Annotated in this window: 21 protein-coding genes; 7 read left to right on the plus strand and 14 right to left on the minus strand. The window is 66.4% G+C overall.

Annotation, left to right across the window (positions count from 1 at the left end):
- Positions 1-38 precede the first annotated feature (38 nt).
- The 9 genes from leuC to K6V06_RS05250 all read right to left on the minus strand — a co-directional run bounded on the left by leuC (position 39) and on the right by K6V06_RS05250 (position 10,262).
- On the minus strand, positions 39-1,448 hold the full coding sequence (gene leuC, locus K6V06_RS05210; RefSeq protein WP_222240815.1) for a 3-isopropylmalate dehydratase large subunit: 1,410 nt from the start codon (positions 1,446-1,448) through the stop codon (positions 39-41).
- A 274-nt stretch (positions 1,449-1,722) separates the two neighbouring features.
- Positions 1,723-3,849 (minus strand): hypothetical protein, encoded by a 2,127-nt coding sequence (locus K6V06_RS05215; protein WP_222240619.1) that lies wholly within the window; start codon positions 3,847-3,849, stop codon positions 1,723-1,725.
- 201 nt (positions 3,850-4,050) lie between these two features.
- Positions 4,051-5,352, minus strand: a complete 1,302-nt coding sequence (gene gltA / locus K6V06_RS05220; RefSeq protein WP_222240621.1) for a citrate synthase — start codon at positions 5,350-5,352, stop codon at positions 4,051-4,053.
- A 42-nt stretch (positions 5,353-5,394) separates the two neighbouring features.
- Complete coding sequence (locus tag K6V06_RS05225; RefSeq protein ID WP_222240623.1) at positions 5,395-5,679, minus strand: succinate dehydrogenase assembly factor 2; 285 nt, start codon at positions 5,677-5,679, stop codon at positions 5,395-5,397.
- A 65-nt stretch (positions 5,680-5,744) separates the two neighbouring features.
- On the minus strand, positions 5,745-6,446 hold the full coding sequence (locus K6V06_RS05230; protein ID WP_222240625.1) for a succinate dehydrogenase iron-sulfur subunit: 702 nt from the start codon (positions 6,444-6,446) through the stop codon (positions 5,745-5,747).
- Positions 6,447-6,479: 33 nt separating this feature from the next.
- Positions 6,480-8,258 carry a succinate dehydrogenase flavoprotein subunit gene (sdhA, locus tag K6V06_RS05235; RefSeq protein ID WP_222240627.1) on the minus strand — a complete coding sequence of 593 codons (1,779 nt, stop codon included), beginning with the start codon at positions 8,256-8,258 and terminating at the stop codon, positions 6,480-6,482.
- Positions 8,259-8,261: 3 nt separating this feature from the next.
- Positions 8,262-8,627, minus strand: a complete 366-nt coding sequence (gene sdhD / locus K6V06_RS05240; RefSeq protein ID WP_222240629.1) for a succinate dehydrogenase, hydrophobic membrane anchor protein — start codon at positions 8,625-8,627, stop codon at positions 8,262-8,264.
- Positions 8,628-8,638: 11 nt separating this feature from the next.
- A complete protein-coding gene (gene sdhC / locus K6V06_RS05245) occupies positions 8,639-9,049 on the minus strand; it encodes a succinate dehydrogenase, cytochrome b556 subunit (RefSeq protein ID WP_222240631.1) in 411 nt (136 codons plus the stop codon).
- Positions 9,050-9,329: 280 nt separating this feature from the next.
- Complete coding sequence (locus K6V06_RS05250) at positions 9,330-10,262, minus strand: GntR family transcriptional regulator (RefSeq protein ID WP_222240633.1); 933 nt, start codon at positions 10,260-10,262, stop codon at positions 9,330-9,332.
- 406 nt (positions 10,263-10,668) lie between these two features.
- Here K6V06_RS05250 and K6V06_RS05255 point away from each other — a divergent pair, with 406 nt between their 5' ends.
- The 6 genes from K6V06_RS05255 to K6V06_RS05280 all read left to right on the plus strand — a co-directional run bounded on the left by K6V06_RS05255 (position 10,669) and on the right by K6V06_RS05280 (position 18,293).
- Complete coding sequence (locus K6V06_RS05255) at positions 10,669-11,652, plus strand: malate dehydrogenase (protein WP_222240635.1); 984 nt, start codon at positions 10,669-10,671, stop codon at positions 11,650-11,652.
- Positions 11,653-11,801: 149 nt separating this feature from the next.
- Positions 11,802-12,782, plus strand: coding sequence for a CoA ester lyase (locus K6V06_RS05260; protein ID WP_222240637.1), 981 nt, complete (start codon positions 11,802-11,804; stop codon positions 12,780-12,782).
- Between the two features lie 105 nt (positions 12,783-12,887).
- The gene (locus K6V06_RS05265) at positions 12,888-13,496 is read left to right on the plus strand and encodes a hypothetical protein (RefSeq protein WP_222240639.1); all 609 of its coding nucleotides are present in this window, start codon (positions 12,888-12,890) and stop codon (positions 13,494-13,496) included.
- Between the two features lie 336 nt (positions 13,497-13,832).
- Positions 13,833-16,538, plus strand: coding sequence for an aconitate hydratase AcnA (gene acnA / locus K6V06_RS05270; protein WP_222240641.1), 2,706 nt, complete (start codon positions 13,833-13,835; stop codon positions 16,536-16,538).
- 191 nt (positions 16,539-16,729) lie between these two features.
- Positions 16,730-16,879, plus strand: a complete 150-nt coding sequence (locus K6V06_RS05275) for a hypothetical protein (protein WP_222240644.1) — start codon at positions 16,730-16,732, stop codon at positions 16,877-16,879.
- Positions 16,880-17,090: 211 nt separating this feature from the next.
- Positions 17,091-18,293 carry a DUF2863 family protein gene (locus K6V06_RS05280; RefSeq protein WP_222240646.1) on the plus strand — a complete coding sequence of 401 codons (1,203 nt, stop codon included), beginning with the start codon at positions 17,091-17,093 and terminating at the stop codon, positions 18,291-18,293.
- Between the two features lie 82 nt (positions 18,294-18,375).
- Here the strand turns inward: K6V06_RS05280 and K6V06_RS05285 are convergent, their stop codons facing one another.
- On the minus strand, positions 18,376-19,074 hold the full coding sequence (locus tag K6V06_RS05285; protein WP_222240648.1) for a tRNA (guanosine(46)-N(7))-methyltransferase TrmB: 699 nt from the start codon (positions 19,072-19,074) through the stop codon (positions 18,376-18,378).
- A gap of 136 nt (positions 19,075-19,210) precedes the next feature.
- Between K6V06_RS05285 and K6V06_RS05290 the strand changes: the two genes are divergently transcribed.
- Positions 19,211-20,869 carry an ABC transporter substrate-binding protein gene (locus K6V06_RS05290; protein WP_255581607.1) on the plus strand — a complete coding sequence of 553 codons (1,659 nt, stop codon included), beginning with the start codon at positions 19,211-19,213 and terminating at the stop codon, positions 20,867-20,869.
- A gap of 231 nt (positions 20,870-21,100) precedes the next feature.
- Here the strand turns inward: K6V06_RS05290 and K6V06_RS05295 are convergent, their stop codons facing one another.
- From K6V06_RS05295 to K6V06_RS05310, 4 genes are all read right to left on the minus strand, one after another.
- A complete protein-coding gene (locus K6V06_RS05295; RefSeq protein ID WP_222240652.1) occupies positions 21,101-22,006 on the minus strand; it encodes a spermidine synthase in 906 nt (301 codons plus the stop codon).
- 49 nt (positions 22,007-22,055) lie between these two features.
- Positions 22,056-22,610, minus strand: a complete 555-nt coding sequence (locus K6V06_RS05300) for a DNA-deoxyinosine glycosylase (protein WP_222240654.1) — start codon at positions 22,608-22,610, stop codon at positions 22,056-22,058.
- Between the two features lie 71 nt (positions 22,611-22,681).
- Positions 22,682-24,619 (minus strand): molecular chaperone HtpG, encoded by a 1,938-nt coding sequence (gene htpG, locus K6V06_RS05305; protein ID WP_222240656.1) that lies wholly within the window; start codon positions 24,617-24,619, stop codon positions 22,682-22,684.
- 288 nt (positions 24,620-24,907) lie between these two features.
- Complete coding sequence (locus K6V06_RS05310; RefSeq protein ID WP_370637390.1) at positions 24,908-26,458, minus strand: PLP-dependent aminotransferase family protein; 1,551 nt, start codon at positions 26,456-26,458, stop codon at positions 24,908-24,910.
- Positions 26,459-26,631 lie beyond the last annotated feature (173 nt).

Genomic DNA, 26,631 nt, shown 5'->3' on the forward strand with positions numbered 1-26,631 from the left:
GGTGGGCAGTTGCGCTGTCTGTGGTCGAGCGTCCCGGCTCAACCCAGCCGGCGCACGTCGACGAAGCGGCCTTCGATCGCAGCGGCAGCCGCCATCGCCGGGCTCACCAGATGCGTGCGGCCACCGGCGCCCTGCCGGCCCTCGAAATTGCGGTTCGACGTCGATGCGCAACGCTCGCCCGGCTCGAGCCGGTCGGCATTCATCGCCAGGCACATCGAGCAGCCTGGCTCGCGCCATTCGAAGCCGGCCGCCTTGAAGACCTGGTCGAGCCCTTCGCGCTCGGCCTGCTCCTTGACCAGACCCGAGCCCGGCACCACCATCGCCAGCTTCACGTTCGGTGCGACACGGCGGTTCAGCTTCCGTACCACCGCGGCCGCCGCGCGCATGTCCTCGATGCGGCTGTTGGTGCAGGAACCGATGAACACCTTGTCGATGCGCACGTCCTCGATCGCCACGTTCGGCTGCAAGCCCATGTATTCCAGCGCGCGCTCCATCGCGTTGCGCTTGTTCGGGTCCTTTTCCTTCTCGGGATCGGGCACGCGGTCCTCGATGCTCAGCACCATTTCCGGCGAGGTGCCCCAGGTCACCTGCGGGCGGATCTCTTCCGCACACAGTTCGACCACGCGGTCGAAGTGGGCGCCGGGATCCGAATGCAGCGTGCGCCAGTAGGTGACCGCCTGCTCCCACTCGGCACCTTGCGGCGCATACGGGCGGCCCTTCACGTAATTCAGCGTGACATCGTCGACCGCCACCAGCCCCGCACGGGCACCCGCCTCGATGGCCATGTTGCACAGGGTCATCCGGCCTTCCATGGTCAACTCGCGCACGGCCGAGCCGGCGAATTCGATGGTGTAGCCGGTGCCGCCCGCCGTGCCGATCTTGCCGATCACCGCCAGCGCGATGTCCTTGGCGGTGCAGCCATAGGGCAGCTTGCCCTCGACACGGATCAGCATGTTCTTCGCCTTCTTGCCCAGCAGCGTCTGCGTGGCCAGCACGTGCTCGACTTCCGAGGTGCCGATGCCATGCGCCAGCGCGCCGAACGCGCCGTGCGTGCTGGTGTGCGAATCGCCGCAGACCACCGTCATGCCGGGCAGCGTGGCGCCCTGCTCCGGCCCGATCACGTGCACGATGCCCTGGCGCAGATCGTTCATCTTGAACTGGGTGATGCCGTAGCTGTCGCAGTTGGCATCGAGCGTATCGACCTGCAGCTTCGAGATCGGATCGGCGATGCCGTGGCTGCGATCGGTAGTCGGGACGTTGTGGTCCGACACGGCCAGGTTCGCACTGATGCGCCATACCGGGCGGTTCGCCAGCTTCAGCCCTTCGAAAGCCTGCGGACTCGTCACCTCATGCAGCAGATGCCGGTCGATATAAAGAACCGTGGTGCCGTCTTCCTCGACGTGCACGGTATGGTCGTCCCAGAGTTTGTCGTAGAGCGTCTTGGCCATGTCGCGTGGGCGGCCCGCTGCCCTGTCCGAGGACAGCGCCGGCACCGCCATGTTGGTTTGCGGGGAGGTCTTTCGCAGCGCCGGATCCAGCTCGGCGAGAGGCCGCCGGCTGCATGGCTGCGTTGTAGGACTTCACGCCGATTATGCCACGCGAGTGAAAGAACTCCCGATGGAACAAGGGCTTACAGGTACTCGGGATGTAATGTGATTGACGAAAGGGGGATTTCGCGGATGGCGAAAACGGTACAGGAGGCAGGTGCTGCCTCCGTCCCGCCTACAGTGATGACAACATGACCCACGAATCCGACAATCCCGGCGCCTTTACGGGCACCGCGCGCGCAGCGGTGTGGATTGCGTCCCGCATTTCAATCTCGTACCCGGCCTCCAGCACCGCACAGGTTTCGGCCACCCTGCCCGGATCCAGGCACAACGTGACGTAGTACCGAATGCGGTTGCGCGTCGGGTCGACAGCCAGATCGGAGCCGTCCTCGCGGACCACTCTGTCGCAAGCCTGCTCGTAGGCCGCCTCCACCACCAGGCTCCTACCCTCCGCCCGAATATCGATGGTCCGCTCCGACAATTTGCCGTTGGAGGCGCCGGTGAGGTTCCCGTTGTTCTGCAACCGCTCCCCCAGAGCTACTTGAAAAAACGCCCACGGTTCCATCGGCGCACATTGCGTGCAGGCCCATAGCACCACGCGCTGCATGTCTGGGTCCGGGTAGCGTCTGGTCACCTCGTCAAGGAACCGGCGCGAGAGCAGCGACCTGGCGGCCCCCGACACGGTTGTCTCCGAAGACACCACCGTCCGCCACTCGGGGTCATCCTGCAGCGCGCCGCGAAGCTCGGATTCCAGCTGAGCGGCCTTTTGCGTCTCCTCCAGCAAACGAGCCCGCGAAAGTGCCCGCAGAAGCCGATACGGCGCATGCCACGCGGACTGGTCCAGCAGGTCAACGCCGTCGAACGTCACCGGGAACGCGGTCTGCGCAATTCCGCCGACGAAATCGCGCACCACGAGGTCTTTCAGATTGCCAGGCCTTGCGTCGTCCTCCTGGAACTTGGCCAGCACGCCTTGCGCGATGGTCGCCGCGCAGTCTGCGAGCACGCCTTCGTCGGCTCGACATGAAACACTGTATTGGAAGGGCTGCGGCCGCGTTCTCGGACGTACAGAAACGGGGGACGCTGCAGCAGCACTCGGCGCGGCCGTGTCGCATGGAGCAACTGGGGCGATCGCCGCCGCTTGCGCCGCCGCTTGCGCCGCCGGCTCTGGCGCTTCCGCCGGGGCGGCAATCGACGTCGGCGCATACGACGGCGGGGCATACGATGGCGTGGCATAGGACGGCGCACCGCTCCGCTGCAGGGTCGGCGCCTGTCCCATCTCCACCGCGACGTCAGCGCCGGTTACCGCCATCACAGAGCGGGGAGCCCCGCCGAACCATCCAGGTTTGTAGAACGCCACCAGGTCCCGACAAGGCTGCTCGTTCTCCGTCCGGGGCGCAGCCGGCTCGAACACCACCCCCTGCGCCGTCACACGCGCGGACCCGGGCTGCACGCAAACCGCGCCAAAGAGCAGCCGGAGCAGTGCATCGATCAGACCCTGAAGCCAGCTCTGCACGAACTCGGGCGGCACAGGACTGTCGCTACCACCTGCCGTGTCCGATATCTTGACGTACGCCGGCACAGCGACCAGCTCCTCGCCCTTGCCCATCAGGACGAGTGCGGTGTCCAGACGCACCGGTTCCGCCTGCTGCAGGGACCGCACATCCTGACCGGGGGACGACACGGCGATGTCCAGCGACTTCTCGATCAACACCGCGCCATCTTCCACCCGCACGGCCACGCGCTCGCCGTTGAACGGCACGTTGCCGACCGCACCCGGAAGTTTGCCCAACTGCTCGTGTTCGAGGTCAAGAAAGGCCTTCTGCCCGAGCACGGCCGCGGCCTGCAACGCCAGTACATCTGCATCCTGTTGCCCGCGGGCGGTGCGCCCCTTGCCGGTGAAGGCCGGCAGCATCGCCTCCCTCATTTGCTCCAGCAAGAAGGTGCCGACAAGCCAGCGGCGCCGCTGTTCAGCGTGGCCGCCGAACTGAGCGGCATACTGTCGTGCCTCCTGCGAGAGATTCCGTTCGTCTCCCCGATGTGTGGTGAGCGTCAACTCACCGCGCCCCCCATCCGAGGCGAAGGTATCGGCCAGCGTCTCGAGCACCTGCAGCATGGCTTCCGTTGTGGCAATCGACCGCAACCGCGGCGGAAGCATCGCCAGCTGGAAGATCGGCGCAAAGTCCACGGCATCGCGTCCGCGCGGCGACCGTGCAGCTGCATGATCGGGAATCGTGGTGGCCGTGCTGGCGGACGAAAGCTGCGCGGCGGGAAGTTGGACCTGGCGGCTGGAGGAAGAAGGCATGGACGGACTCGACTGGGGTCAACGCGAGGACAAGCAAGCGCGCAGGCTACTGCCTTATGCCCACTCCCTCTTTTGCATTTGGCCACCGGTTATCAGAACGGATGCCGCTTCCTGCAAAAAACAAAAAACCCCGCGTCGAAACAACGACGCGGGGTCTTCGGCCGGGCCGCCCGCTGGCGGTCCAGGCACTGCCGAGGCAGCTTAGCGCTTGTTCATGTCCGGCACGTCGCGGGTGGCGGCGCCGTTGAACAGCTGACGGGGACGGCCGATCTTGTATTCCGGATCGGTGATCATCTCCTCCCACTGCGAGATCCAGCCCACGGTACGGGCCAGCGCGAAGATGCAAGTGAACATCGAGGTCGGGATGCCCAGCGCGCGCTGGACGATGCCCGAGTAGAAGTCGACGTTCGGGTACAGCTTGCGGCTGACGAAGTACTCGTCCTCCAGGGCGATCTTTTCCAGCTCCATCGCCAGCTTGAACAGCGGGTCGTTGTTCAGGCCCAGCTCGTTCAGCACTTCGTGGCAGGTTTCGCGCATCAGCTTGGCGCGCGGATCGTAGTTCTTGTAAACGCGGTGACCGAAGCCCATCAGGCGCACGCCCGAGTTCTTGTCCTTGACCTGCTTGATGAACTCGTTGATGTGCTCGACGCTGCCGATTTCTTCCAGCATGTTCAGCGCCGCTTCGTTCGCGCCGCCGTGTGCCGGGCCCCACAGGCAGGCCACGCCCGAGGCGATCGCCGCGAACGGGTTGGTGCCAGACGAGCCGGCCAGGCGAACGGTCGAGGTCGAGGCGTTCTGCTCGTGGTCGGCGTGCAGGATGAAGATGCGGTCCAGCGCGCGTTCCAGCACCGGGTTGACCTGGTACGGGGCACACGGCGTGGCGAACATCATGCGCATGAAGTTGCCGGTGTACGACAGGTCGTTCTGCGGGTACAGGTACGGCTGGCCGATGTTGTACTTGTAGGACATCGCGACCAGGGTCGGCATCTTGGCGATCAGGCGGATCGCCGAGATTTCGCGCTGATGCGGATCGTTGATGTCCATCGCGTCGTGGTAGAACGCGCTCATGCCGCCCACCAGACCGGTCAGCACGGCCATCGGGTGCGCGTCGCGGCGGAAACCACGCAGGAAGAACTGCATCTGCTCGTGAACCATGGTGTGGTTCATCACCCGGCCGACGAATTCCTCCTTCTGCTTTTCATTGGGCAGCTCGCCCTTCAGCAGCAGGTAGCAGACTTCCAGGAAGTCGCACTTCTCGGCCAGCTGCTCGATGGGGTAACCGCGATACAGCAGTTCGCCCTTGTCACCGTCGATGTAGGTGATGCGCGAGTTGCACGAGGCCGTCGACATGAAACCGGGGTCATAGGTGAACTTGCCGGTCTGGCCGTACAGCTTGCGGATGTCGATCACGTCCGGGCCGACGGTACCCTTGTAGATCGGCAGCTCGACGCTGGGGGACCCATCGGAGAACGATAGCGTGGCTTTCACATCGGACGGCGTCATGTCGGTTCCTTCTAAAACTGAGAGTAATAATATTGACGTCACTCACACCGAACGCAGCAGGCCGAGCAGCCTGCGCATCGGCGCGGTGTCGAGTTCACCGTCCAGCTCCTTGCGGGCAAGCAGCAGGTCCATCAACTCGTTGTCGCTGAGTTCCAGCAGCTGGCTCAACGATGCCACGTCCTCATCGGACAGGCTCTCCTCATAACGGTTGAAGAAACGTTCGACGATGATGTCGTTCTCCAGCAAGCCGCGCCGTGCACGCCAGCGCAGGCGGGCGCGCTTGTGCGGATCGGCTTGATGGGAGAAGGTTTCGGTGCGGTCGGTCATGGAACACGTGGGGTGGGCGGGATTCGTGCAGCCGGAAGGCTGCGGCGAGATCCCGCCCTTGCGGATCAGACCGCGCGGCGAACCAGCAATTCCCGGATCTTGCCAATCGCCTTGGTCGGGTTCAGACCCTTCGGGCACACGTCCACACAGTTCATGATGGTGTGGCAGCGGAACAGGCGATACGGGTCGTTCAGGTCGTCCAGACGCTCGCCAGTGGCCTGGTCGCGGCTGTCGGCGATGAACCGGTAGGCCTGCAGCAGGCCGGCCGGGCCGACGAACTTGTCCGGGTTCCACCAGAACGACGGGCACGACGTCGAGCAGCTGGCGCACAGGATGCACTCGTACAGGCCGTCGAGCTCGTCGCGCTCTTCCGGCGTCTGCAGGCGCTCCTTCTCGGGCGGCGGCTCGTCGTTGATCAGGAACGGCTTGACCGAGTGGTACTGCTTGAAGAACTGCGTCATGTCGACGATCAGGTCGCGCACGACGGGCAGGCCCGGCAGCGGACGCAGCACGATGCGGTCCGGCAGCTCGCGCATGTTGGTCAGGCAGGCCAGGCCGTTCTTGCCGTTGATGTTCATCGCGTCCGAACCGCAGACGCCTTCACGGCACGAGCGGCGGAACGAGATCGTCTCGTCCAGCTTCTTCAGCTTGACCAGAGCATCCAGCAGCATGCGCTCGTGACCGTCGAGCTCGACCTCGTAGGTCTGCATGCGGGGCGCTGCGTCCTTGTCCGGATCGTAGCGATAGACTTCAAAAATACGCTTCATTTCTGTGGGTCCTTAGTCGTCTGCCACACCGGCTTAGAAGGTACGGGCCTTCGGCGGAACGCTTTCCACCGTCAGCGGCTGCATCTTCACCGGCTTGTAGTCGAGACGATTGCCTTCGCTGTAGAACAGCGTGTGCTTGAGCCAGTTTTGGTCGTCGCGGGTCGGGAAATCGCTATGGGCGTGGGCACCGCGCGATTCCTTGCGGGCGGCCGCCGAAATCATCGTGGCCTTCGCCACTTCGACCAGGTTGGCCACTTCCAGCGCTTCCACCAGCGCGGTGTTGAACACCTTGGACTTGTCCTTCAGGTGGATTTCCTTGGCGCGCTCGGTGACTTCCAGGATGCGCTCGACGCCTTCGTCCATCAGCTTCTGCGTACGGAACACGCCGGCGTGCGACTGCATGTTGCGGCGGATGTCGTTGGCGACGTCCTGCGCATACTCGCCCGAGGTCGACGCCTGCAGCTTGGCCAGGCGCGACAGCGCGAGGTCGGCGGCATCTTCCGGCAGCGGCTTGTGTTCCTTCTGCTTCAGCGCCTGGGCGATGATGTGGTTGCCCGCGGCGCGGCCGAACACGACCAGGTCCAGCAGCGAGTTGGTGCCCAGGCGGTTGGCGCCGTGCACCGACACGCAGGAGCATTCGCCGATCGCGTAGAAGCCGTTGACGACCGCGTTGGGATCGCCGTTCTTCGGCACCACGACCTGACCGTGGAAGTTGGTCGGAATGCCGCCCATCTGGTAATGGATGGTCGGCACGACCGGGATCGGTTCCTTGATCGCGTCGACGTTGGCGAACTTCAGGCCGATCTCGCGGATCGACGGCAGGCGCTTCATGATCTTCTCGGCGCCCACGTGGGTCAGGTCGAGCAGCACGTAGTCGCCGTTCGGACCGCAGCCACGGCCTTCCTTGATCTCCTGGTCCATCGAGCGGGAGACGAAGTCGCGCGGCGCGAGATCCTTCAGCGTCGGCGCATAGCGTTCCATGAAACGCTCGCCATCCTTGTTGCGCAGGATACCGCCTTCGCCACGCACGCCTTCGGTGATCAGCACACCCGCGCCGGCCACGCCGGTCGGGTGGAACTGCCAGAACTCCATGTCTTCCAGCGGCACGCCGGCGCGCGCCGCCATGCCCAGGCCGTCACCGGTGTTGATGAAGGCGTTGGTCGACGCGGCGTAGATGCGGCCGGCGCCGCCGGTCGCGAACAGCGTGACCTTGGCTTCGAGGATGTAGACCTCGCCGGTTTCCATTTCCAGCGCGGTCACGCCGAGCACGTCGCCGTCCTGGTCGCGGATCAGGTCCAGCGCCATCCACTCGACGAAGAAGTGGGTCTTGGCGCGGACATTGCGCTGATACAGCGTGTGCAGCAGCGCATGACCGGTACGGTCGGCCGCGGCACAGGCGCGCTGCACCGGCTTCTCGCCGTAGTTGGCGGTGTGGCCGCCGAACGGGCGCTGGTAGATCGTGCCGTCGGGGTTACGGTCGAACGGCATGCCGAAGTGTTCGAGCTCGTAGACGACCTTCGGCGCTTCCCGGCACATGAACTCGATCGCGTCCTGGTCGCCCAGCCAATCCGAGCCCTTGACGGTGTCGTAGAAGTGATAGTGCCAGTTGTCCTCGCTCATGTTGCCGAGCGAAGCGCCGATGCCACCCTGCGCCGCCACGGTGTGCGAGCGGGTGGGGAAAACCTTCGAGAGCACGGCCACGTTGAGGCCGGCTTCCGCGAGCTGGAGGGATGCGCGCATCCCGGCGCCGCCCGCCCCGACGATAACCACGTCAAAGCGGCGACGCGGCAATCCAGTCTTGACTGCGACCATGAATCACACCCTCCAGAGAATCTGAGCAGCGTAGCCCGCGCAACCGACGAGCCACAAAATCGTAAGCACATGCAGCACGAGGCGAACCGCCATCGGCTTCACATAGTCCATCCAGATGTCGCGCACGCCGATCCATGCGTGGTAGACCAGCGACAGGATGGTGAGGAACGTCAGGATCTTCATCCACTGGCTGGCGAACAGGCCAGACCAGCTTTCGTAGGAACCGCCGTCGGACAGCAGGTACGCGACGCCGAGCACGACGGTGAAGATCACCATCACGACCGCGGTCACGCGCTGAGCGAGGAATTCACGGGTACCGTAGTGCGCGCCGACAACGAGGCGCTTGGGACCGATATTATTGTTTGCCACCTTGATGCTCCTCAAAACACGCCGAACAGCTTCAGGCCGAAAATGGCGGTCAGCAGCAGGCTGATGACGAGCACTGCGATGGCCGACTGGCGCGAGGCGGGCTTCTGAACGCCCACGTGCATGTCGAGCAGCAGATAGCGGATGCCGGCACAGAAGTGGTGCAGGTAACCCCAGATCAGCGCCAGCAGAACCAGCTTGACGAAGCCACCGGATACGAACTCCGAGAACTTTGCGAAGCTCAGTTCCGAGGTGATGCTCTGCTCGAAGAGGTAGAGAACGAAGGGAAGAAGGAGGAACAGCAGCGCACCGCTGATGCGATGCAGGATGGACACCTTGCCGGCCCAGGGCAACCGGTACCGAGCGATCTGCGCGATACCGATGTTCCGGAACTCCGGCCTGGCTTGTTTGGCGGCTTCAGCCATGCGAGACCCCATTTACGAAGAAAAACAAAAGAGCCGAATGCACTAAGTGCAAATCCCGGTGATTTTAGCGCCTTTGTTGCGCGTCGCACCAATAATTTTCAGCTATCGCGCACCATCGTGGCGTGCGGTAATCGGCTGACGCACCGCGCCAGCGCAGGCGCGCGCCGGGCGCGCCAATGCGGCCCCCGCAGCGATTTATTCGTTGCCTTCGGATTGCGCAACAACGGCGATGCAAGCACGGCTTTCAGGCAATAATCGCCCGCCTGGCACCCTGCCCGCGCTAGCTCAGATCGTTCTGGTAATAGTGGCGCGTCGTCACATACAGAGCGCGCCGCACTTCCACCGGCCGGTCGCCATAGGTGTAGGACACCCGCTCGACCGACAGCAGCGGCGAGCCCTGCGGCACCGCCAGCAGCGCCGCGGTCGCGCCGTCGGCGGCCACGGCGCGGATCTTCTCGGTGGCCCGGATCATCCGCGTGCCGTATTCCGCCTCGAACAGCGCGTACATCGGCCCCTTCCACTCGGTCAGCTTCTCGGCGGTCAGGCCCTTGAAGCTGGAGCCAACCAGCCAGATCTCGTCGAGCACCGTGGCCTCGCCGGAGAAGAACAGCACCCGGCGGATCTGCACCACACTGTCGCCGGTGCGCAGGTCCAGCAGGCGCGCGATCTCGGCCGGCGCCCGCAGCCGCTTGCACTCCAGCACCCGGCTGGTGCCATAGTGCGGCTCGCCCTCGTCCGGGACCAGCCGCAGAAAACGAAACTTGACCACGTCCTCATGGTGCGTGGTGACAAACGTACCCTTGCCCTGGCGCCTGGCGACCAGGTTGTCGCCCGCCAGTTCGTCGATGGCCTTGCGCACGGTACCCTGGCTCACCCGATAACGCGCCGCCAGCTCCATCTCGCTGGGGATCATCTCGCCGGGCTTCCACTCGCCGGACTGCAGGCTCTGCAGGATCAGCGCCTTGATCTGCTGATACAGCGGACTGAAGGTCGGCGACGGCGCGGCCTGGGCGCCATGCTGCGGTGGCGCCGATTGGGCCGATTGCGCCGTTTGCGCCGTTTGCGCCGGCACCGCGGCGGCGGCGCCTGTTCCCTGCGCCGTGGCTGGCTGCGCGGACGCGCCGGCTACGGGCGACCCGGAGCCTGGCGCGGCGGCGCCATCCTGCCCGCCCTGCACGGGCGTGCTCGCAACGGACGTGGGCGTTGTCGACATAGGCGGATTTCACCACAGATACGGCGCGGGCGTCCAGCCTTGCGTCAATTGTCTTATGTCTTATATAAGACATATGAATTGACAGCACTGGAGGCTCCCCCTACACTCGCGGCGACCGGGCGCGCACGGCGGGGCATCGTACGCAAGCGCGGCGCGGGCGACTGGAAACGTCCGCCGCCTTGGCAGTAGACTAACGTCCTGTCGCCGCTCGCGGCTCCTCGCCGAGCCCGCCCGCGCGTCCTTCGTCGCCGGACGCCTTGCCGCGGCCCCTGGCCGCCGTGGTGCCCGCCGGTTCCCGGCGTCCACGCCAGCACCCCGCCGGTGACGACGATCCCGCTCCCGGAGCGTCCGGCCTGTCCGGCGCGACTCCGGCCAGTTTCGCCTTTTCTCGTTTGGAGACTTACAGATGGCTAAAGCCCCTATGCGCGTCGCAGTGACCGGCGCCGCCGGCCAGATCGGCTACTCCCTGCTGTTCCGCATCGCCAACGGCGACATGCTCGGCAAGGACCAGCCGGTCATCCTGCAACTGCTGGATCTGCCGCAGGCCCAGAACGCCGTCAAGGGCGTGGTGATGGAGCTGGAAGACTGCGCCTTCCCGCTGCTGGCCGGCGTGGTGATCACCGACGATCCCAAGGTCGCCTTCAAGGACGCCGACGTCGCACTGCTGGTCGGCGCCCGTCCGCGCAGCAAGGGCATGGAGCGCAAGGACCTGCTCGAAGCCAACGCGCAGATCTTCACCGTGCAGGGCAAGGCGCTGGACGAAGTCGCCAGCCGTGACGTCAAGGTGCTGGTGGTCGGCAACCCGGCCAACACCAACGCCTACATCGCCATGAAGTCGGCTCCGAACCTGCCGAAGGAAAACTTCACCGCGATGCTGCGCCTGGACCACAACCGTGCGCTGTCGCAGATTGCCGCCAAGGCCGGCAAGCCGGTGTCGTCGATCGAGAAGCTGTTCGTCTGGGGCAACCACAGCCCGACCATGTACGCCGACTACCGCTACGCGACCATCGACGGCCAGAGCGTCAAGGACATGATCAACGACCACGCCTGGAACAACGACGTGTTCCTGCCGACCGTCGGCAAGCGCGGCGCCGCCATCATCGAGGCGCGCGGCCTGTCGTCGGCGGCCTCGGCAGCCAACGCGGCGATCGACCACGTGCGCGACTGGGTGCTGGGCAGCAACGGCAAGTGGGTCACGATGGGCATTCCGTCGGATGGCTCGTATGGCATTCCGCAGGACGTGATGTTCGGCTTCCCCGTCACCACCGCGAACGGCAAGTACGAGATCGTCAAGGGTCTGGAGGTCGACGCCTACAGCCAGGAGAAGATCGACATCACGCTGAAGGAACTGGAAGAGGAACGCGCCGGCGTGCAGCACCTGCTGGGCTGATCCTCGAAGGTTTTTCGCTCATGCGCAACCGGGGCACCGCATCGATCGACGTATCGGGGCGGGCCCCGGTTTTTCGTTGGCGCGGCGCCCGATGATGGCGCAGGCGGCGTAGCCCCGCACAACCCGTAACCGCTTTCCGGACCGACCACGTGCACCCTTCCGAAGTCCTGTTCGAGGGCGAGCCGATCCCCGCCCTGCTGCCGGTGTGCGACCACTATGCCGGCAGCGACAAGCTGATGCTCAAGTCGCTGGCCCTGCAGCAGGAAATGGGGCCGGTGGTCGACCTGACCTTCGACTGCGAGGATGGCGCAGCGGTGGGGCGCGAGCGCGAGCACGCCGAACTCTGTGCCCGGCTGATCAACGGCCCGCAGAACCGCTTCAACCGCATTGGCGTGCGGATTCACGATCCGGCCCACCCTGCCTGGGAGCAGGATGTCGACATCCTCGTCGGCCAGGCCGGCGCGCGCCTGGCCTACGTGACGGTGCCCAAGGTCCTCAATGTGGTGGAGGTCGCCCGCGTCACCGAACGAGTCAACCAGGCGGCCCGCGCGGCCGGCATCGCCCGTCATATTCCGATCCATGTCCTGATCGAGACGCATGGCGCGCTCGAACAGGCGTTCGACATCGCCGCGCTGGTGCAGGTGGAGTGCCTGAGCTTCGGCCTGATGGATTTCGTCTCTGCCCATCACGGCGCCATTCCCGGCGAGGCGATGGGGTCGCCGCAGCAGTTCGTCCATCCGCTGATCCGGCGCGCCTTGCTCGAAATTTCGGCGGCCTGCCACCGTCATGGCAAGGTGCCCTCGCACAATGTCAGCACCGACGTCGACGCCCCGCACCGGGCCGGCGAGGACGCGCGCCAGGCGCGTGCCGAATTCGGCTTCCTGCGCAAATGGAGCATCCATCCCGGGCAGATCGGCCCGATCGTGCGGGCCTTCCAGCCCGGCACCGCCGAGATCGATACGGCCAGCCGGATCCTGCTGGCGGCGCACGAGAACAACTGGGCACCGATCCGCCACGAGGGCCGGCTGCACGACCGCGCCAGCTACCGGTACTACTGGTCCCTGCTGCAACGCGCCCATGCCACGGGCGCCGGGCTGCCGGGCAGCGTTGCGGAACTGTTTTTTGACTGACGATGGGCGCGGCCCTTCCCGGCCCCGCCAAATCGTGGAGAATAACGGCGCGGAATCCGCCGCGGACCGGCAACGACAACACCGAACCACCGAAGGAAATTTTCAATGAAACACCTCCTGCTTGCGGCCTGCCTCGGCGCCTTCGCGCTGACCACCGGCAGCGCCGCACTGGCCCAGGAACCGGCCAAGAAGACCTCGACCGCCAAGAAATCGGCGACCAAGACAAGCAGCAAATCCAGCTCGAAATCGAAGACGGCCAAGCGCGGCGCCAAGGCCGGTGCGGCCGCGGCCGCCGCGGCGGCCGTGATCCCGCAAGGCGAGAAGTGGCAGTGCGAACTGGGCAAGGCGCTGTACGTCAACGGCAATATGCTGCGTGACGAAGTCATCACCGTGCACTGGGACGGGCGCGACTACCGCCTGCCGCGCCAGACGACCGTCACCGGCGCGGACCGTTACTTCGATCAGCAATCGGGCCTGGACATGGTCGTCATCCCCAGCAAGGCGATGCTGTTCGACCGCAATCACGGTCAACGCCTGGCGGACGAATGCCAGACTTCGGACATGCTTGCAGGCGGCAGCGCGCCGACCCAGGCGGGCGCCCTGCGCGCACCGGTGGCGACGCCGCTGTTGATGGCCCCGGCGCAGGCGGCAGTTCCGACTCCGACCCCGCTGGAAGGCACCCCGACCGCGCAGCAGAATCCGACGCGGCAGTAAGCCCGCACGCCGGCCGGGTTGCCGTGCTCTCCGGCCGGCCCCTTCTGCTCCCACAAGCCATGGCTGGCGTGCCGGCCATGGCTTGTCGCTGCAGCATTCCCTGGCACGCGCCCGCCTGCGCCACCCTGACGGTACCGGACTGGCCCAGGCGCCCTGCGAGCGCCCCTCCCCGCGGCCGCGCGGCCAGCGCCCGGCGGGTTGCCTGTCACGGATGTGACGCATAAAGTAGATGATCATCCGAACTTCGCGGGAACTGATCCCGTAGTCCCGATTCGATTACCAGAGGACCGCTGGCGCATCCGGCGCCCGCCGAGCCTCATCGATTGGAGCCTGGCAATGCCCCACAACATCAGTAAAACGCTGCAGGAATTCAAGATCGGCAAGTCGGCCAAGGGCCAGTTCTACTCGCTGCCGCAACTGGGCAAGGCCCTGGGCATCGCGGTGGAACGCCTGCCTGTTTCGATCCGGCTGGTGCTGGAGTCGGTGCTGCGCAACTGCGACGGCAAGAAGGTCACCGAGGAACATATCCGCCAGCTGGCGGGATGGCAGCCGAACGGCGAGCGCACCGAAGAGATCCCGTTCGTGGTCGCGCGCGTGGTGCTGCAGGACTTCACTGGCGTGCCGCTGCTGGCGGACCTGGCCGCAATGCGCAATGTCGCCGCGCGGATGGGCAAGGACCCGAAGCAGATCGAGCCGCTGGTGCCGGTCGACCTGGTGGTCGACCACTCGGTGCAGATCGACCACTTCCGCGACAAGAAGGCGCTGGACCTGAACATGCGGCTGGAATTCCAGCGCAACAACGAGCGCTACCAGTTCATGAAGTGGGGCATGCAGGCGTTCGACACCTTCGGCGTGGTACAGCCCGGCTTCGGCATCGTGCACCAGGTCAACCTGGAGTATCTGGCGCGCGGCGTGCACAACAAGGACGGCATCTACTATCCGGACACGCTGGTGGGCACCGACTCGCACACCACGATGATCAACGGCATCGGCGTGGTGGGCTGGGGCGTGGGCGGCATCGAGGCCGAGGCCGGCATGCTGGGCCAGCCGGTCTACTTCCTGACGCCCGATGTGGTCGGCGTCGAGCTGAAGGGGCGTCTGCGCGAGGGCGTGACCGCCACCGACCTGGTGCTGACGATCACCGAGATGCTGCGGCGCGAGAAGGTGGTCGGCAAGTTCGTCGAGTTCTTCGGCGAGGGCACCGCCAGCCTGGCGGTGCCCGATCGCGCGACCATCGGCAATATGGCGCCCGAATACGGCGCCACCATGGGCTTCTTCCCGGTCGATGAAAAGACCATCGAGTACTTCGAAGGCACCGGCCGCACGCCGGAGGAAATCGAAGCGTTCGAGGCCTATTTCCGCGCCCAGCAGATGTTCGGTGTGCCGATGGCTGGCGACATCGACTACTCCAAGGTGCTCACCCTGGACCTGGGCACGGTGGCGCCGTCGCTGGCAGGCCCCAAGCGCCCGCAGGACCGGATCGAGATCGGCAACGTCAAGCAGACCTTCACCTCGCTGTTCACGCGCCCGGTGAGCGAAAACGGCTTCAACAAGAAGGCCGAGCAGCTCGACCAGCCCTATACCACCTCCGATGGCATCGAGGTGCGCAACGGCGACGTGCTGATCGCCGCGATCACCTCCTGCACCAACACCTCGAACCCCAGCGTGCTGCTGGCCGCCGGCCTGCTGGCCAAGAAGGCGGTCGAGGCCGGCCTGACGGTGGCGCCGCACATCAAGACCTCGCTGGCTCCCGGTAGCCGCGTGGTCACCGAATACCTGCAGGCCGCGGGGCTGCTGCCCTACCTGGAAAAGCTGGGCTTCGGCGTGGCCGCCTATGGCTGCACCACCTGCATTGGCAACGCCGGCGACCTGGCGCCGTCGCTGAACGAAGCAATCGTGCAGAACGACCTGGTGGCGGCCGCGGTACTGTCCGGCAACCGCAATTTCGAGGCGCGCATCCACCCGAACATCCGCGCCAACTTCCTCGCCTCGCCGCCGCTGGTGGTCGCCTATGCGATCGCCGGCAACGTCACCCGCGACCTGATGACCGAGCCGGTCGGCAAGGGCAAGGGCGGGCGCGACATCTACCTGGGCGACATCTGGCCAAGCTCGGACGAAATCAACGCCCTGATGCGCTTTGCGATGAACGCCGACACCTTCCGCTCCAACTACGAGAAGGTCGGCAAGGCGAGCCCGCTGTGGGCGAAGATCCAGGGCACCAGCGGCCAGGTCTACGACTGGCCGAAATCGACCTACATCGCCGAGCCGCCGTTCTTCGAGGACTTCGAGATGGAGCCGCAGGGCGCGGGCGGCAGCATCCGCAACGCCCGCGCACTGGGCGTCTTCGGCGACTCGGTGACGACCGACCATATTTCCCCGGCCGGATCGATCAAGGACACTTCCCCTGCCGGCCGGTACCTGCTGGAGAACGGCGTGAAGAAGCCGGACTTCAACAGCTACGGCTCGCGCCGGGGCAACCACGAGGTGATGATGCGCGGCACCTTCGCCAACGTGCGCATCAAGAACCTGATGATCCCGCCGCGCGAGGATGGCTCCCGGGTCGAGGGCGGGCTGACGATCCACCAGCCCTCCGGCGAGCAGCTGTCGATCTATGACGCGGCCATGCGCTACATCGCCGAAGGCACGCCGACGGTGGTGTTCGGCGGCGAGGAGTACGGCACCGGCTCATCGCGCGACTGGGCGGCCAAGGGCACCCAGCTGCTGGGCGTCAAGGCGGTGATCGCGCGCAGCTTCGAGCGCATCCACCGCTCCAACCTCGTCGGCATGGGCGTGCTGCCGCTGCAGTTCAAGGGCGACGACAGCGCACAGACGCTGGGGATCACCGGCACCGAGACCTTCGATATCGAAGGCATCGAGGGCACCCTGCGGCCGCAGCAGGACGCGACGCTGGTGATTCGCCGGGAAGACGGCAAGGAACAGCGCGTGCCGCTGCTGCTGCGCATCGATACGCCGATCGAAGTGGATTACTTCAACCACGGCGGCATCCTGCCGTTCGTGCTGCGGCAGTTGCTGGCGGCCTGAGGCATTTCGAGCGCATTCGGTTCGCGCCCCTCCCCGGCGCCTCTCTCCCACGCGTGGGAGAGGGGCGCAGCCCGCGAGCATTTCCGTCGCGTAAGTTCCGCGCAAGCCTGCGGTGCCAAACTGGGTCTCCTGCACAACCGGCCGTGCCCCGCCTGGCGGACGCGGCCGATCCATCAGACAAAGGAGACACCATGGTCAAGATCCTGATCGCATTCATCGTCATCGCCGGCGCGGCGCTGTTCCTGCTGATGAAGGGCGGCGGCGAGGTTTCGATGACGGGCGAGCAGCACGGGATGGAGACGCATGCCCCGGCCGCTTCGGACGGCACCACGCAGAAGTAAGCCGGACGCCCTCCCCCGGGACCGGCTGGGCGCGCACCGTCCGTGCGGCAGCAGACGAATTTGGTCCGGAATCTGCGGTTTCCGGCCGACCGACCATGGCGATGCCTCCAGAACGCCATTCCACCAATCAATCGTTTGCCCTAGGGATGGTCGGACCCGCCAGTGCAGCGAGTAGAATACCGTTTTACCGAAAAACGGATGATCTCAGCATATGGCAGGTTTTCGCCCCAAAGCCTCTCAACGCCTTTCCCCTGACGCCGAGCGACTGGTCGCCGACGCGCTGGCGCTCGACGCCTCGGGAAGCCGGATGGAGGACGCCTTTTGGGAGAGACGCCTCTCGCAGCGCCTCGGCAGGCTGCTGAAGAACGGCAGCCAGTCGGCGCTCGACGCCGCGCTCGAGCATTTGTTCAAGCACAACGTCGATGCCTCCGATGTGCTGGCCGAGCAGGCGGAAACGCTGGCGGAGTCAGCCACCGTGGAGGCAGACGGCGTCATGTATGACGCGCTGCTGATCGCCGCGCCGATCCTCGCCCATACCCGCTACGCCATCCCGTCCGGCTCGCTGAAGCCGGAACAGGCGCAGACCCTGGCGGTCCACCTGCAGGCGCATGTACTGGCGTCCGATGCCAGGCTGGCGCTGTCGCCCTATCTGTACAGCATCGACCAGCTGCCGCGCACGCATAGCGACACCTACGCGCTGACGCACAAGCTGGCCGCGGCGGCACTGGCAGGCATCTCTCCCAAGGTGGACCTGCGCGACCTGCCCGAAACCGCCCCGATCCTCGCCGACCCGCGCTATCTGCTTGCCGTGGTGGTCGCGCCGCACCAGCAAGCGCTGTTCCGCTGGCAGGAGGAAGCCAAGGAGCATCATGCCGAGCGCTCGGTATGCCTGGAGCAGTGGCGCACCCAGGTCCAGCCGACGCTGGCCCTGCTGCTGCCCGGCTGCGAATTCGAACTGCTGCTGCCCGATGCCTTCTTCCTGTCCTGCCGCGAATCGGACAAGAACATCCGCCCGTTGACGGTGCGCGCCGCCGTCAACTACCTGTGCGGCACGCTGGACATCAGTGCAGGCCAGCTGGCGGCCGTGACCGCCGCCTTCGGCGAGGACGAGGTCGAGGAGTTCCGCGTCGCCTTCACCATGCGCGGCGAGAAGGACGTGATCTACGGCATCGTCTGGCCCGTCTACGGGCGCGAGTCCGGCGAAGTCGACGACACCAGCCAGGGCAATCCGCTGGAGCAGATCTGCGAGGAACTGCGCAACGCCGGCGTGGAAGACATCTTCCGCCATGCCTCGTTGTTCGATCCGGAGTACTGCGAGGATTGCGGCACCCCGCTGTATGCGGACCGCTCCGGCGAGATTGTCCATGCAGAACTTCCGGAAGACGCCCCGACCCAGCAACCGCTGTTCCACTGAACACCACTGAACACCGTTCCAGGCCCCCGACTGGCATTTCCGGGGGCCTCTCAGCCTGCGGCTTCGCGCCTCCTCGCCTCGATCATTTCCCGCTTCCAGTCTCCCCGCGCCCCTCGCTGACGCAGCGCCATAGCGCATGGCCCGACGCGGCGTACTTGCGCTCGAAGGGCGTCATCGGCTGCTCCGGCAGCCAGCGCTGCACCGTCCCCGGCCGCCCTGTCATCGCCAGCGCCTGGGCGAACTCGTCGATATAGATCTGCCAGTTGCTGCGGCATTCCAGATAGTCGCCACAGGCCGCCAACGCGGGAAACACCGCGTGACCGTGCCAGCGCCGCGCCAGATGGCCGATCTTGGGCCACGGATTGGGATACAGCACATAGTGCCGCGCCACCGGCACCGCCTGTTCGGCCAGCAGCCGCCAGACATCGACCAGGTCCGCACGCGCCCAGACGAAGTTGTCGGGCAGCGGCCCGCTCCACCAGTCCTTGCCTGCCGCCAGCCGCTTCTCCGACTGGTCCACGCCAACGACGAAATGGTCGGGATAGCGCTGTGCCAGCCGCAGCGTGCTTTCGCCCACGCCGCATCCGGCATCGAGGATCAGCGGAACGTCGCCGTGGCGGCGCCAGCAGGTCAGCGCGGTCTCCAGTGCCCGTCGGCTGGCCTCGCCGATGGGCTTGCGAAACGGCTGCTGCAGGTGGCGGGCGACCAGCGCGGCAAGGTGATCGTGTGCGCCGGTTTGCGCGGAGACGATGGAACGGGAGTTGGCGAACATGGGCGGCATTCTACGGCGGACCGGCCGGCGATTTTACCGGCCGCGCCGAATGACGGCACAATGTCATTGCCCGCCGCCGCTGGCGGGACAGAACATCCGGCTGCCGCACTGCCGGCAGCGCATCCACCATCAGGAGCCCATGACGATGAACGACAGCCGTCGCCCGCCACCCGTATCCCCTCAGGTCGCCGACGAGATCCAGACCGGCCGCCGGCGCGTGCTGCAGGCCGGCGCGGCGCTTGCGCTGGGCGCGGGTTCGGGCCTCGTGCTGCTGCCCGAGGCCGCGGCGCAAGGCAAGGCCGCGAACGGGGAACTGCGCATCGGCCTGTCCGCGGACGTGACGTCGATGGACCCGCACTGGAACAACTCCGGGCCCAACAATGCGATCGCGCTGCATGTGTTCGAGTCGCTGGTCTTCATGGACCGCAATGCGCGCTATATCCCCGGGCTGGCGCTGTCGTGGAAACCGGTCAATCCGACCACCTGGGAAGTGAAGCTGCGTCCCAACGTGAAGTGGCACGACGGCACGTCCTTCACCAGCGCCGACGTGAAGGCATCGCTGGAGCGCCCGGAGAAGCTGACCAACAGCCCGGGCTCGTTCACCAGCTACACCAAGCCGATCGCGCGCATCGAGACGCCCGATGCGCTGACGGTGCGGCTCATCATGGACGTGCCGAACTACGCCAACCTGGCCAACGACCTGAACAGCGTGCCGATCATGCCGAAGCGGATCGCCGCCACGCTCTCGCAGACCGACTTCGACAGCGGCAAGGCGATGGTCGGTACCGGTCCGTTCCGCTTCGTGCGCTTTGCCCGCGGGCACGAGATCGTGATGGAGCGCAACCCGGACTACTGGGGCCCGAAGCCGGTGTGGGAGCGCGCGACCTTTCGCATCGTCACCGACAGCGGCGCCCGTACCGCGGCGCTGCTGTCGGGCGATCTCGATGTCATCGAAAGCGTGCCGTCGGCCGACGTGCAGCGGCTGAAGAAGGATGCGCGCTTTCGCATCGAGCAGCAGGTGTCGTGGCGGACCATCTTCTGGCAGATGGACCAGTGGCGCGACAACCCGCCGTTCGTCACCGACCCCAACGGCAAGCCGCTGGGAAAGAACCCGTTCAAGGATGCCCGCGTGCGCGCGGCGATCAGCCATGCACTGAACCGCGACGCGATCGTCTCGCGGATCATGGAGGGGCTGGCGGTGCCGGCTTCGTCCATCGTCTCGCCGCAGATCTTCGGGCATCCCGGCACCAAACCCGACGCCTACGATCCGAAGCGCGCCAAGGAGCTGCTGACGCAGGCCGGTTTCGCCGACGGCTTCCGGCTGACCCTGCACGCGACCAACAACCGGTATCTGAACGACGCGGCGGTGGCGCAGGCCACGGCCAGCATGCTGACGCGCATCGGTATCCAGACCCAGGTCGAGACCATGCCGGTGGCCGCGTACTTCACGCGTGCGCGCCAGGGGGACTTCGCCTTCCAGATGCTGGGCTGGGGCTCGGCCGCGGCCGATGTCGCGCTGCGCTCGATCACCGGCACGCCCAATCCGGAGCGCGGCTACGGCACCTGGAACTGGGGCCGCTACAGCAATCCGCAGCTGGACAAGATGATCGAGACCGCACTGACCACCGTCAGCAGCGTGCAGGCGCGCGAGGAGAATGCCAAGGCCGCGGCGCGCTTCGCGCTGGAGAACCATGCCATCGTGCCTTCGCACAGCCAGCTGGCGATGTGGGCAATGCGCAAGGACATCCGCTACGAAGCGCGTACGGATGAATGGTCGCTGGCGCAGTTCTTCACCAGGGGATAATCGAGGGGATTGAAGGCGTGGGTGGTGTGCTGCCCTCTCCCCCGCCCCTCTCCCACAAGTGGGAGAGGGGAGCAAACCGCGAGCACGTGGACCGCTTCTGGTTTGCTTCCTTCCCGGCCCCTTCCCCGGGCGTCGGCCGCCCCTGCGCCGCCCCTGTGGGAGAGGGGCCGGGGAGAGGGGCCGGGGAGAGGGGCCGGGGAGAGGGGCCGGGAAGAGGGGACCGGCGTACTGTCAGATCCGCAGACGTTCTTCCTGCCGCGCGTTGGCCTCGCGCAGCCCCTTCACCCAGGCGCGTGCGGGCAGGCCGGTGCCCTCCTCGACCACGCGGGCGCGCGCCTCCAGGACGTCCCAGCCGGCATCGATCTCGGGCCCGTTGAACGCGAGCGCGATGACGTTGCCGTCGTGCACTTCGGGAAAGACCAGCACGCGGTTGTCGAACGCGTCGCAGATGCGCTCGATGTTCTTCGGAAAGCTGTCGTGGTCGCCGAACAGGTTGATGGTCATCACCCCGGGCGCCTTCAGCACGCGGCGGCAGGCACGGTAGAACGCGGTGGTGTCCAGCACCGGACCGCGCGCGGTGGCGTCGTACAGGTCCACCTGCAGCACATCGTGGGCCGCTTCGTTGCCGGCATCCATGACGTAATCCCACGCATCCTGCTCCAGCACCTGCAGCCGGGCATCGTCCTCGCGCAGGCCGAACATGCTGCGCCCGGCGATGATCACCGCCGGATTCAGTTCCACCGCGGTGACACGGGCACCGGTGAAATGCCGGTGGCAGAACTTGGTCAGCGCGGCGGCGCCCAGGCCCAGCTGGGCGACATGGAAGCCGGGCGTGGCCGGCGACAGGAACAGCAGCCACGCCATCATCTGCTGCGCGTATTCCAGCTCGATCGCGTCGGGCTTGCGCAGCCGCATCGCGCCCTGCACCCATTCCGTGCCGAAATGCAGATAGCGCACGCCGTTCAACTCGGAGAACGTGACAGGGGCGAAGCGCGGCGTCATTCGCTTTTCGTGGCGGCCCGCGTCGCGCTGCTCGGCGTCGTCACGGGAATGGCGGGGGTGCCGGCGCGGCGGCTCGCCGCGCGCGGGGCGGCGCGAAGCAATGGCTTCGATCGATTTTCTTTTCAGCAGGGTCATATCGCGGGAGGACGGGGCCGGTGGGCGCCAAGGCGCCGGGCGGCATCTATTACGGGCGCGATTGTGACAGAAGCGCGCGCCACAGCTCCAGCTTCTGCGCGAAGCTGCGCGCCGCGTGGGCGGGGCTGGACGATGGCAGCACCACCGTCTCGTAGCCGGCGGCGGCAAATTGCGGCGCGAACTTGCCGGAGGTGCCGCCATTGAAACCGACGCGCCGCAGCGACGGCGCCAGCGCGCGCAGCCGCTCGAAATCGTTGGCCTGTGGGTGGCGAATATCGGCATCGAGGCTGCCGGGACGCACGCAGGCACCGAGCACATCCCAGAGACCGACGCGATGGAACAACATGCGGTTCAGCCGTTCGACGTACGGCAGGTCGGGCAGGGGTTCGCCCAGCAGCGCTCCCATCAGCGGCCAGAACTGGTTGCGCGGATGCGCATAGTACTGGCGCGCGGCGAGCGAAGCGGCACCGGGGAAGCTGCCAAGGACCAGCACCCGGGTATGCCGGTCGATCACCGGCGGCAGGCCGTATTCGAGTTCGTCCGGCGTGGCCGGTGGCGTGGGTGGGCGGGTGGCGGCGGGCGGCGTGCTGGATTTGGGCGGCATGGCCGTTAGCATACAAAAAAGAAAGCCCGCCGGCCCCAGGGGGCGGGCGGGCAGAGCCGGCGCCGTGGCGATCAGGCCAGCAGCTTGTTGATCCGCTTCACATAGGCAGCCGGGTCGTCGAGCGTGCCGCCCTCGGCCAGCATGGCCTGGTCGAACAGCACGTGGACCCGGTCGGCGAAGGCATCATTGGCGCCGTCGGCCGCACTGTCAGTGGCACTGCCCGCCGGCTGCAGCTCGCGCAGCTTGCCGACCAGCGCATGCGCCGGGTTCAGTTCCAGGATCGGCCTGGATTCCGGCGCCTTCTGACCGGCCTGCTTCAGCAACCGTTGCAGGTAGCCGCTCATCTCGCCTTCGTCCGACACCAGGCACGAGGCCGAGTCGGTCAGGCGCAGCGTCATGCGCACGTCCTTGGCCTTCTCGCCCAGCACCTCGCGGGCGCGCGCCAGCACGTCCTTCCACTCGTCGTCGGCCTTCTGCTGCTCTTCCTTCTCGCTGGCATCGGCCAGATTGCCCAGGTCCAGGCCGCCGCGCGCCACGGACACCAGTTCCTTGCCGTCGAACTCGTGCAGGAACGACAGCATCCACTCGTCCACCCGGTCGGTCAGCAGCAGCACCTCGATGTCCTTCTTGCGGAATACCTCCAGATGCGGGCTGGCCTTGGCCGCGGTCCAGCTGTCGGCCGTCAGGTAATAGATCTTCTCCTGGCCTTCCTTCATCCGCGCGACGTAGTCGGCCAGCGATACCGTCTGCTCGTCGTTGTCGTTGCGCGTGGTGGCAAAGCGCAGCAGCGCCGCGAGGCGCTCCTGATTGCCGTGGTCCTCGCCCAGGCCTTCCTTGAGCACCTGGCCGAACTGCTTCCAGAAGCTGGCGTACTTGGCGCGTTCGGCCTCGTCCTCGCTGCCGGCGAGCGACTCCAGCATCGACAGCACGCGCTTGGTGCTGCCTTCGCGGATGGCCTTGACGTCGCGGCTTTCCTGCAGCAGTTCACGCGAGACGTTCAGCGGCAGGTCGGCCGAATCGATCACGCCCCTGACAAAGCGCAGATAGTTCGGCAGCAGCTGCTCGGCGTCGTCCATGATGAAGACGCGCTTGACGTACAGCTTCAGGCCGCCATGCTTGTTGCGGTCCCACAGGTCGAACGGCGCGCGTGCCGGGATGTACAGCAGCTGCGTGTACTCGCTGCGGCCTTCGACACGGTTATGCGTCCAGGTCAGCGGCGCCTCGTTGTCGTGGGCGATGTGCTGGTAGAACGCGGTGTACTGCTCGTCGGTGATCTCGCTCTTCGGACGGGTCCACAGCGCGCTCGCCTGGTTGATGCTTTCCCACTCGTCCGTGCTCTTGTAGCTGCTGGTATCGGCGTCCCAGATCTCCTTGCGCATCCGGATCGGCAGCGAGATGTGGTCCGAATACTTGCGCACGATGGACTTGATCTGCCACGCCGACAGGAATTCGTCCTCGCCCTCGCGCAGGTGCAGCGTAATGGTGGTGCCACGTTCTGCGCGCTCGATGGTGTCGACCGAGAACTCGCCGTCGCCGCGGCTTTCCCACCGGACTGCCTCGTTGGCCGGCAGGCCCGCGCGGCGCGTTTCGACCGTGACGCGGTCGGCGACGATGAAGGCGGAGTAGAAGCCGACGCCGAACTGGCCGATCAGCGCGGCGTCCTTCTGCTGGTCGCCGGAGAGCTGCTGGAAGAACTCGCGCGTGCCGGAACGGGCGATGGTGCCCAGGTTGCGGATCGCCTCGTCGCGGCTCATGCCAATGCCGTTGTCGGTGATCGTCAGGGTGCGATTGGCGGCGTCCACCTCGATGCGGATGGCGAGGTCGGCGTCCTGTTCCAGCAGCGACGGATTGGCGATGGCCTCGAAACGCAGCTTGTCGGTGGCATCCGAGGCGTTCGAGATCAGTTCGCGCAGGAAGATTTCCTTGTTGCTGTACAGCGAATGGATCATCAGGTGCAGCAGCTGCTTCACTTCCGCCTGGAAGCTCATCGTCTCGTGCGGTACGGTCATGTTTCTCCTCTTCGGGCTATTCAGGTTCGAGCGGGTCCGGAACGATTCGCGCTATGGGTTCCGGGCCTGACAAGGCGCGTCGATGCCGCCCCAAATAGGGTCGGCAGCGGGGTTTTTCAAGGGGCGGTCACACCGCAGCCCTCTCCCCCGGCCCCTCTCCCGCAAGCGGGCGAGGGGAGCAAACCGGCAGTTGCCGCGAACGCCCATGGTGTTCTCCCTCTCCCGCTCGCGGGAGAGGGCCGGGGAGAGGGCAAGCAGCGCTTCGCATGCCCAAACGCCGAGCGGGCATCAGACCGCCCGCCGGTCCAGCTGGCGCGCGAGGAATGCGAGCATCTCCGGGTCGGCGCCGCAGGCGACGTTGAAGCGCATCCACCCCGACGGCAGCTGCGAGGGCGAGAACAGGCTGCCGGGGGCGAACAGGAATCCCTCCTCGTGCCCGGCGGTGGCGATCGCGTTGGTGTCGCGCCCGGTATCGGCCCACAGGTACATGCCGGCATGCTGGCCGGGGAACAGCGTCAGGCCCAGCCGCTCCAGCGCGCGCCGGGTATCGTCCCGGGCCCGGTCCAGGCGCCCGCGCACGCGCTCGACATGCTTGCGGTAATGCCCCTCGGTCAACACCTTGTAGAGCACGCGCTCGTTGATTTCCGGCGTGGCCAGGCCGGCCAGCATCTTGCTGTCGGTCAGCCCGGCGGCAACCTGCGGCGAGGCGGCGACGAAGCCGACCCGCAGGTTGGCCGCCAGCGTCTTGGAGAAGCTGCCCAGGTAGATCACGCGGCGCAGCTGGTCCAGGCTCGCCAGCCGCGTGGCCGGATGCCCAGGCGGGCACAGGTCGCAGTAGATGTCGTCCTCGACCACCAGGAAGTCGTACTGCTCAGCCAGGCGCAGCAGCTGGAACGCCTTGGCGGCGGACAGCGAGGTACCGGTCGGGTTGTGCAGCACCGAGTTCAGGATGACCAGCCGTGGCCGGTGGGCCTGCACGATGCGCTCCAGCGCCTGCAGGTCGGGGCCTTCGGCGGTGTACGGCACGCCGATCACCTGGGCGCCCTGGGCGGCGAAGCGGGCGAACATCACGAACCAGGCGGGATCGCCCACCAGCACCGCGTCGCCGGGACGGACATAGAGCCGCGCGATCAGATCGAGCGCCTGCGTGATGCCGGAGGTCAGCACGATCTGCTGGGGCGTCGCGCCGATCTCCAGCTCGGCCAGCCGGGTACGCAACTGCTGGCGCAGCGGCAGGAACCCTTCGGGGGTGCCGCTGGCCAGAAAGTGCCCGCCGGGCTGCCGTCCGAGACCGCGCAGCGCGCTGGCAATCAGTTCGCCGTCCAGCCAGTCGTTGGGCAGGAAACCCAGTCCGGGCGCCTTGCGCGGTTCGGCGCGATGGAACATGTTGCGCAAAAGCCACGGCACGTCGATATTGCGCGAGATTTCCGGCAGCGGCTGCGCCTCGGCGGCGCCAGCGGCCCCCGCGGAAGCGCCGGCGGGTTCGCGCACGAAAAACCCCGATCCGCGTCGCGATTCCAGATAGCCCTGCGCCACCAGCCGTTCGTACGCCTCGACCACGGTGAAGCGCGAGATGCCCTTGTCCTGCGCCAGCTGGCGAATGGACGGCATGCGCATGCCGGGCCGGAACACGCCTTCATCGATGCGGCGCCGGGCCCATTCGGTCAGCTGTCCGACCAGCGTCATCTGCGCCGATGGCACGGGCCCGGGAAGATCGAGCGCCGCGCCGCGCTCGGCCGCGGCGGTGCCGGCCCTGCCGGCCGGGCGGACAGCGGGCGCGCCGCCGGTCCCGGCCGCTCCGGCAAGGCCATCGGTCACGGTGTCGTGGTACGCGCTCACGCTGCTCTCCTGAACTGTACTGAGGACGAACAGAATAACTGTATCGGTACTGTACCGACAACCTTGTCTACTATCGTCGAACCGCGCCGACCGTGCTTGCCGCAGATTACGGCAACGTGACGGCCGCGGTACCCAGAACAAGACGACAAGAGCCGCAAGCACCATCCAAGGAG

Source organism: Cupriavidus sp. AU9028 (assembly GCF_019795295.1).
GTDB lineage: Bacteria > Pseudomonadota > Gammaproteobacteria > Burkholderiales > Burkholderiaceae > Cupriavidus.

What these genes read in the sequence shown, in the direction of transcription:
- sdhA (WP_222240627.1), bottom strand. Translation starts at nt 8,258, where the DNA reads ATGGTCGCAGTCAAGACTGGATTGCCGCGTCGCCGCTTTGACGTGGTT.
- htpG (WP_222240656.1), bottom strand. Translation starts at nt 24,619, where the DNA reads ATGACCGTACCGCACGAGACGATGAGCTTCCAGGCGGAAGTGAAGCAG.
- sdhC (WP_222240631.1), bottom strand. Translation starts at nt 9,049, where the DNA reads ATGGCTGAAGCCGCCAAACAAGCCAGGCCGGAGTTCCGGAACATCGGT.
- gltA (WP_222240621.1), bottom strand. Translation starts at nt 5,352, where the DNA reads ATGACGCCGTCCGATGTGAAAGCCACGCTATCGTTCTCCGATGGGTCC.
- K6V06_RS05265 (WP_222240639.1), top strand. Translation starts at nt 12,888, where the DNA reads ATGAAACACCTCCTGCTTGCGGCCTGCCTCGGCGCCTTCGCGCTGACC.
- acnA (WP_222240641.1), top strand. Translation starts at nt 13,833, where the DNA reads ATGCCCCACAACATCAGTAAAACGCTGCAGGAATTCAAGATCGGCAAG.
- leuC (WP_222240815.1), bottom strand. Translation starts at nt 1,448, where the DNA reads ATGGCCAAGACGCTCTACGACAAACTCTGGGACGACCATACCGTGCAC.
- K6V06_RS05285 (WP_222240648.1), bottom strand. Translation starts at nt 19,074, where the DNA reads ATGCCGCCCATGTTCGCCAACTCCCGTTCCATCGTCTCCGCGCAAACC.
- K6V06_RS05275 (WP_222240644.1), top strand. Translation starts at nt 16,730, where the DNA reads ATGGTCAAGATCCTGATCGCATTCATCGTCATCGCCGGCGCGGCGCTG.
- K6V06_RS05230 (WP_222240625.1), bottom strand. Translation starts at nt 6,446, where the DNA reads ATGAAGCGTATTTTTGAAGTCTATCGCTACGATCCGGACAAGGACGCA.
- K6V06_RS05255 (WP_222240635.1), top strand. Translation starts at nt 10,669, where the DNA reads ATGGCTAAAGCCCCTATGCGCGTCGCAGTGACCGGCGCCGCCGGCCAG.
- K6V06_RS05295 (WP_222240652.1), bottom strand. Translation starts at nt 22,006, where the DNA reads ATGACCCTGCTGAAAAGAAAATCGATCGAAGCCATTGCTTCGCGCCGC.
- K6V06_RS05225 (WP_222240623.1), bottom strand. Translation starts at nt 5,679, where the DNA reads ATGACCGACCGCACCGAAACCTTCTCCCATCAAGCCGATCCGCACAAG.
- K6V06_RS05300 (WP_222240654.1), bottom strand. Translation starts at nt 22,610, where the DNA reads ATGCCGCCCAAATCCAGCACGCCGCCCGCCGCCACCCGCCCACCCACG.
- K6V06_RS05280 (WP_222240646.1), top strand. Translation starts at nt 17,091, where the DNA reads ATGGCAGGTTTTCGCCCCAAAGCCTCTCAACGCCTTTCCCCTGACGCC.
- K6V06_RS05250 (WP_222240633.1), bottom strand. Translation starts at nt 10,262, where the DNA reads ATGTCGACAACGCCCACGTCCGTTGCGAGCACGCCCGTGCAGGGCGGG.
- K6V06_RS05290 (WP_255581607.1), top strand. Translation starts at nt 19,211, where the DNA reads ATGAACGACAGCCGTCGCCCGCCACCCGTATCCCCTCAGGTCGCCGAC.
- K6V06_RS05215 (WP_222240619.1), bottom strand. Translation starts at nt 3,849, where the DNA reads ATGCCTTCTTCCTCCAGCCGCCAGGTCCAACTTCCCGCCGCGCAGCTT.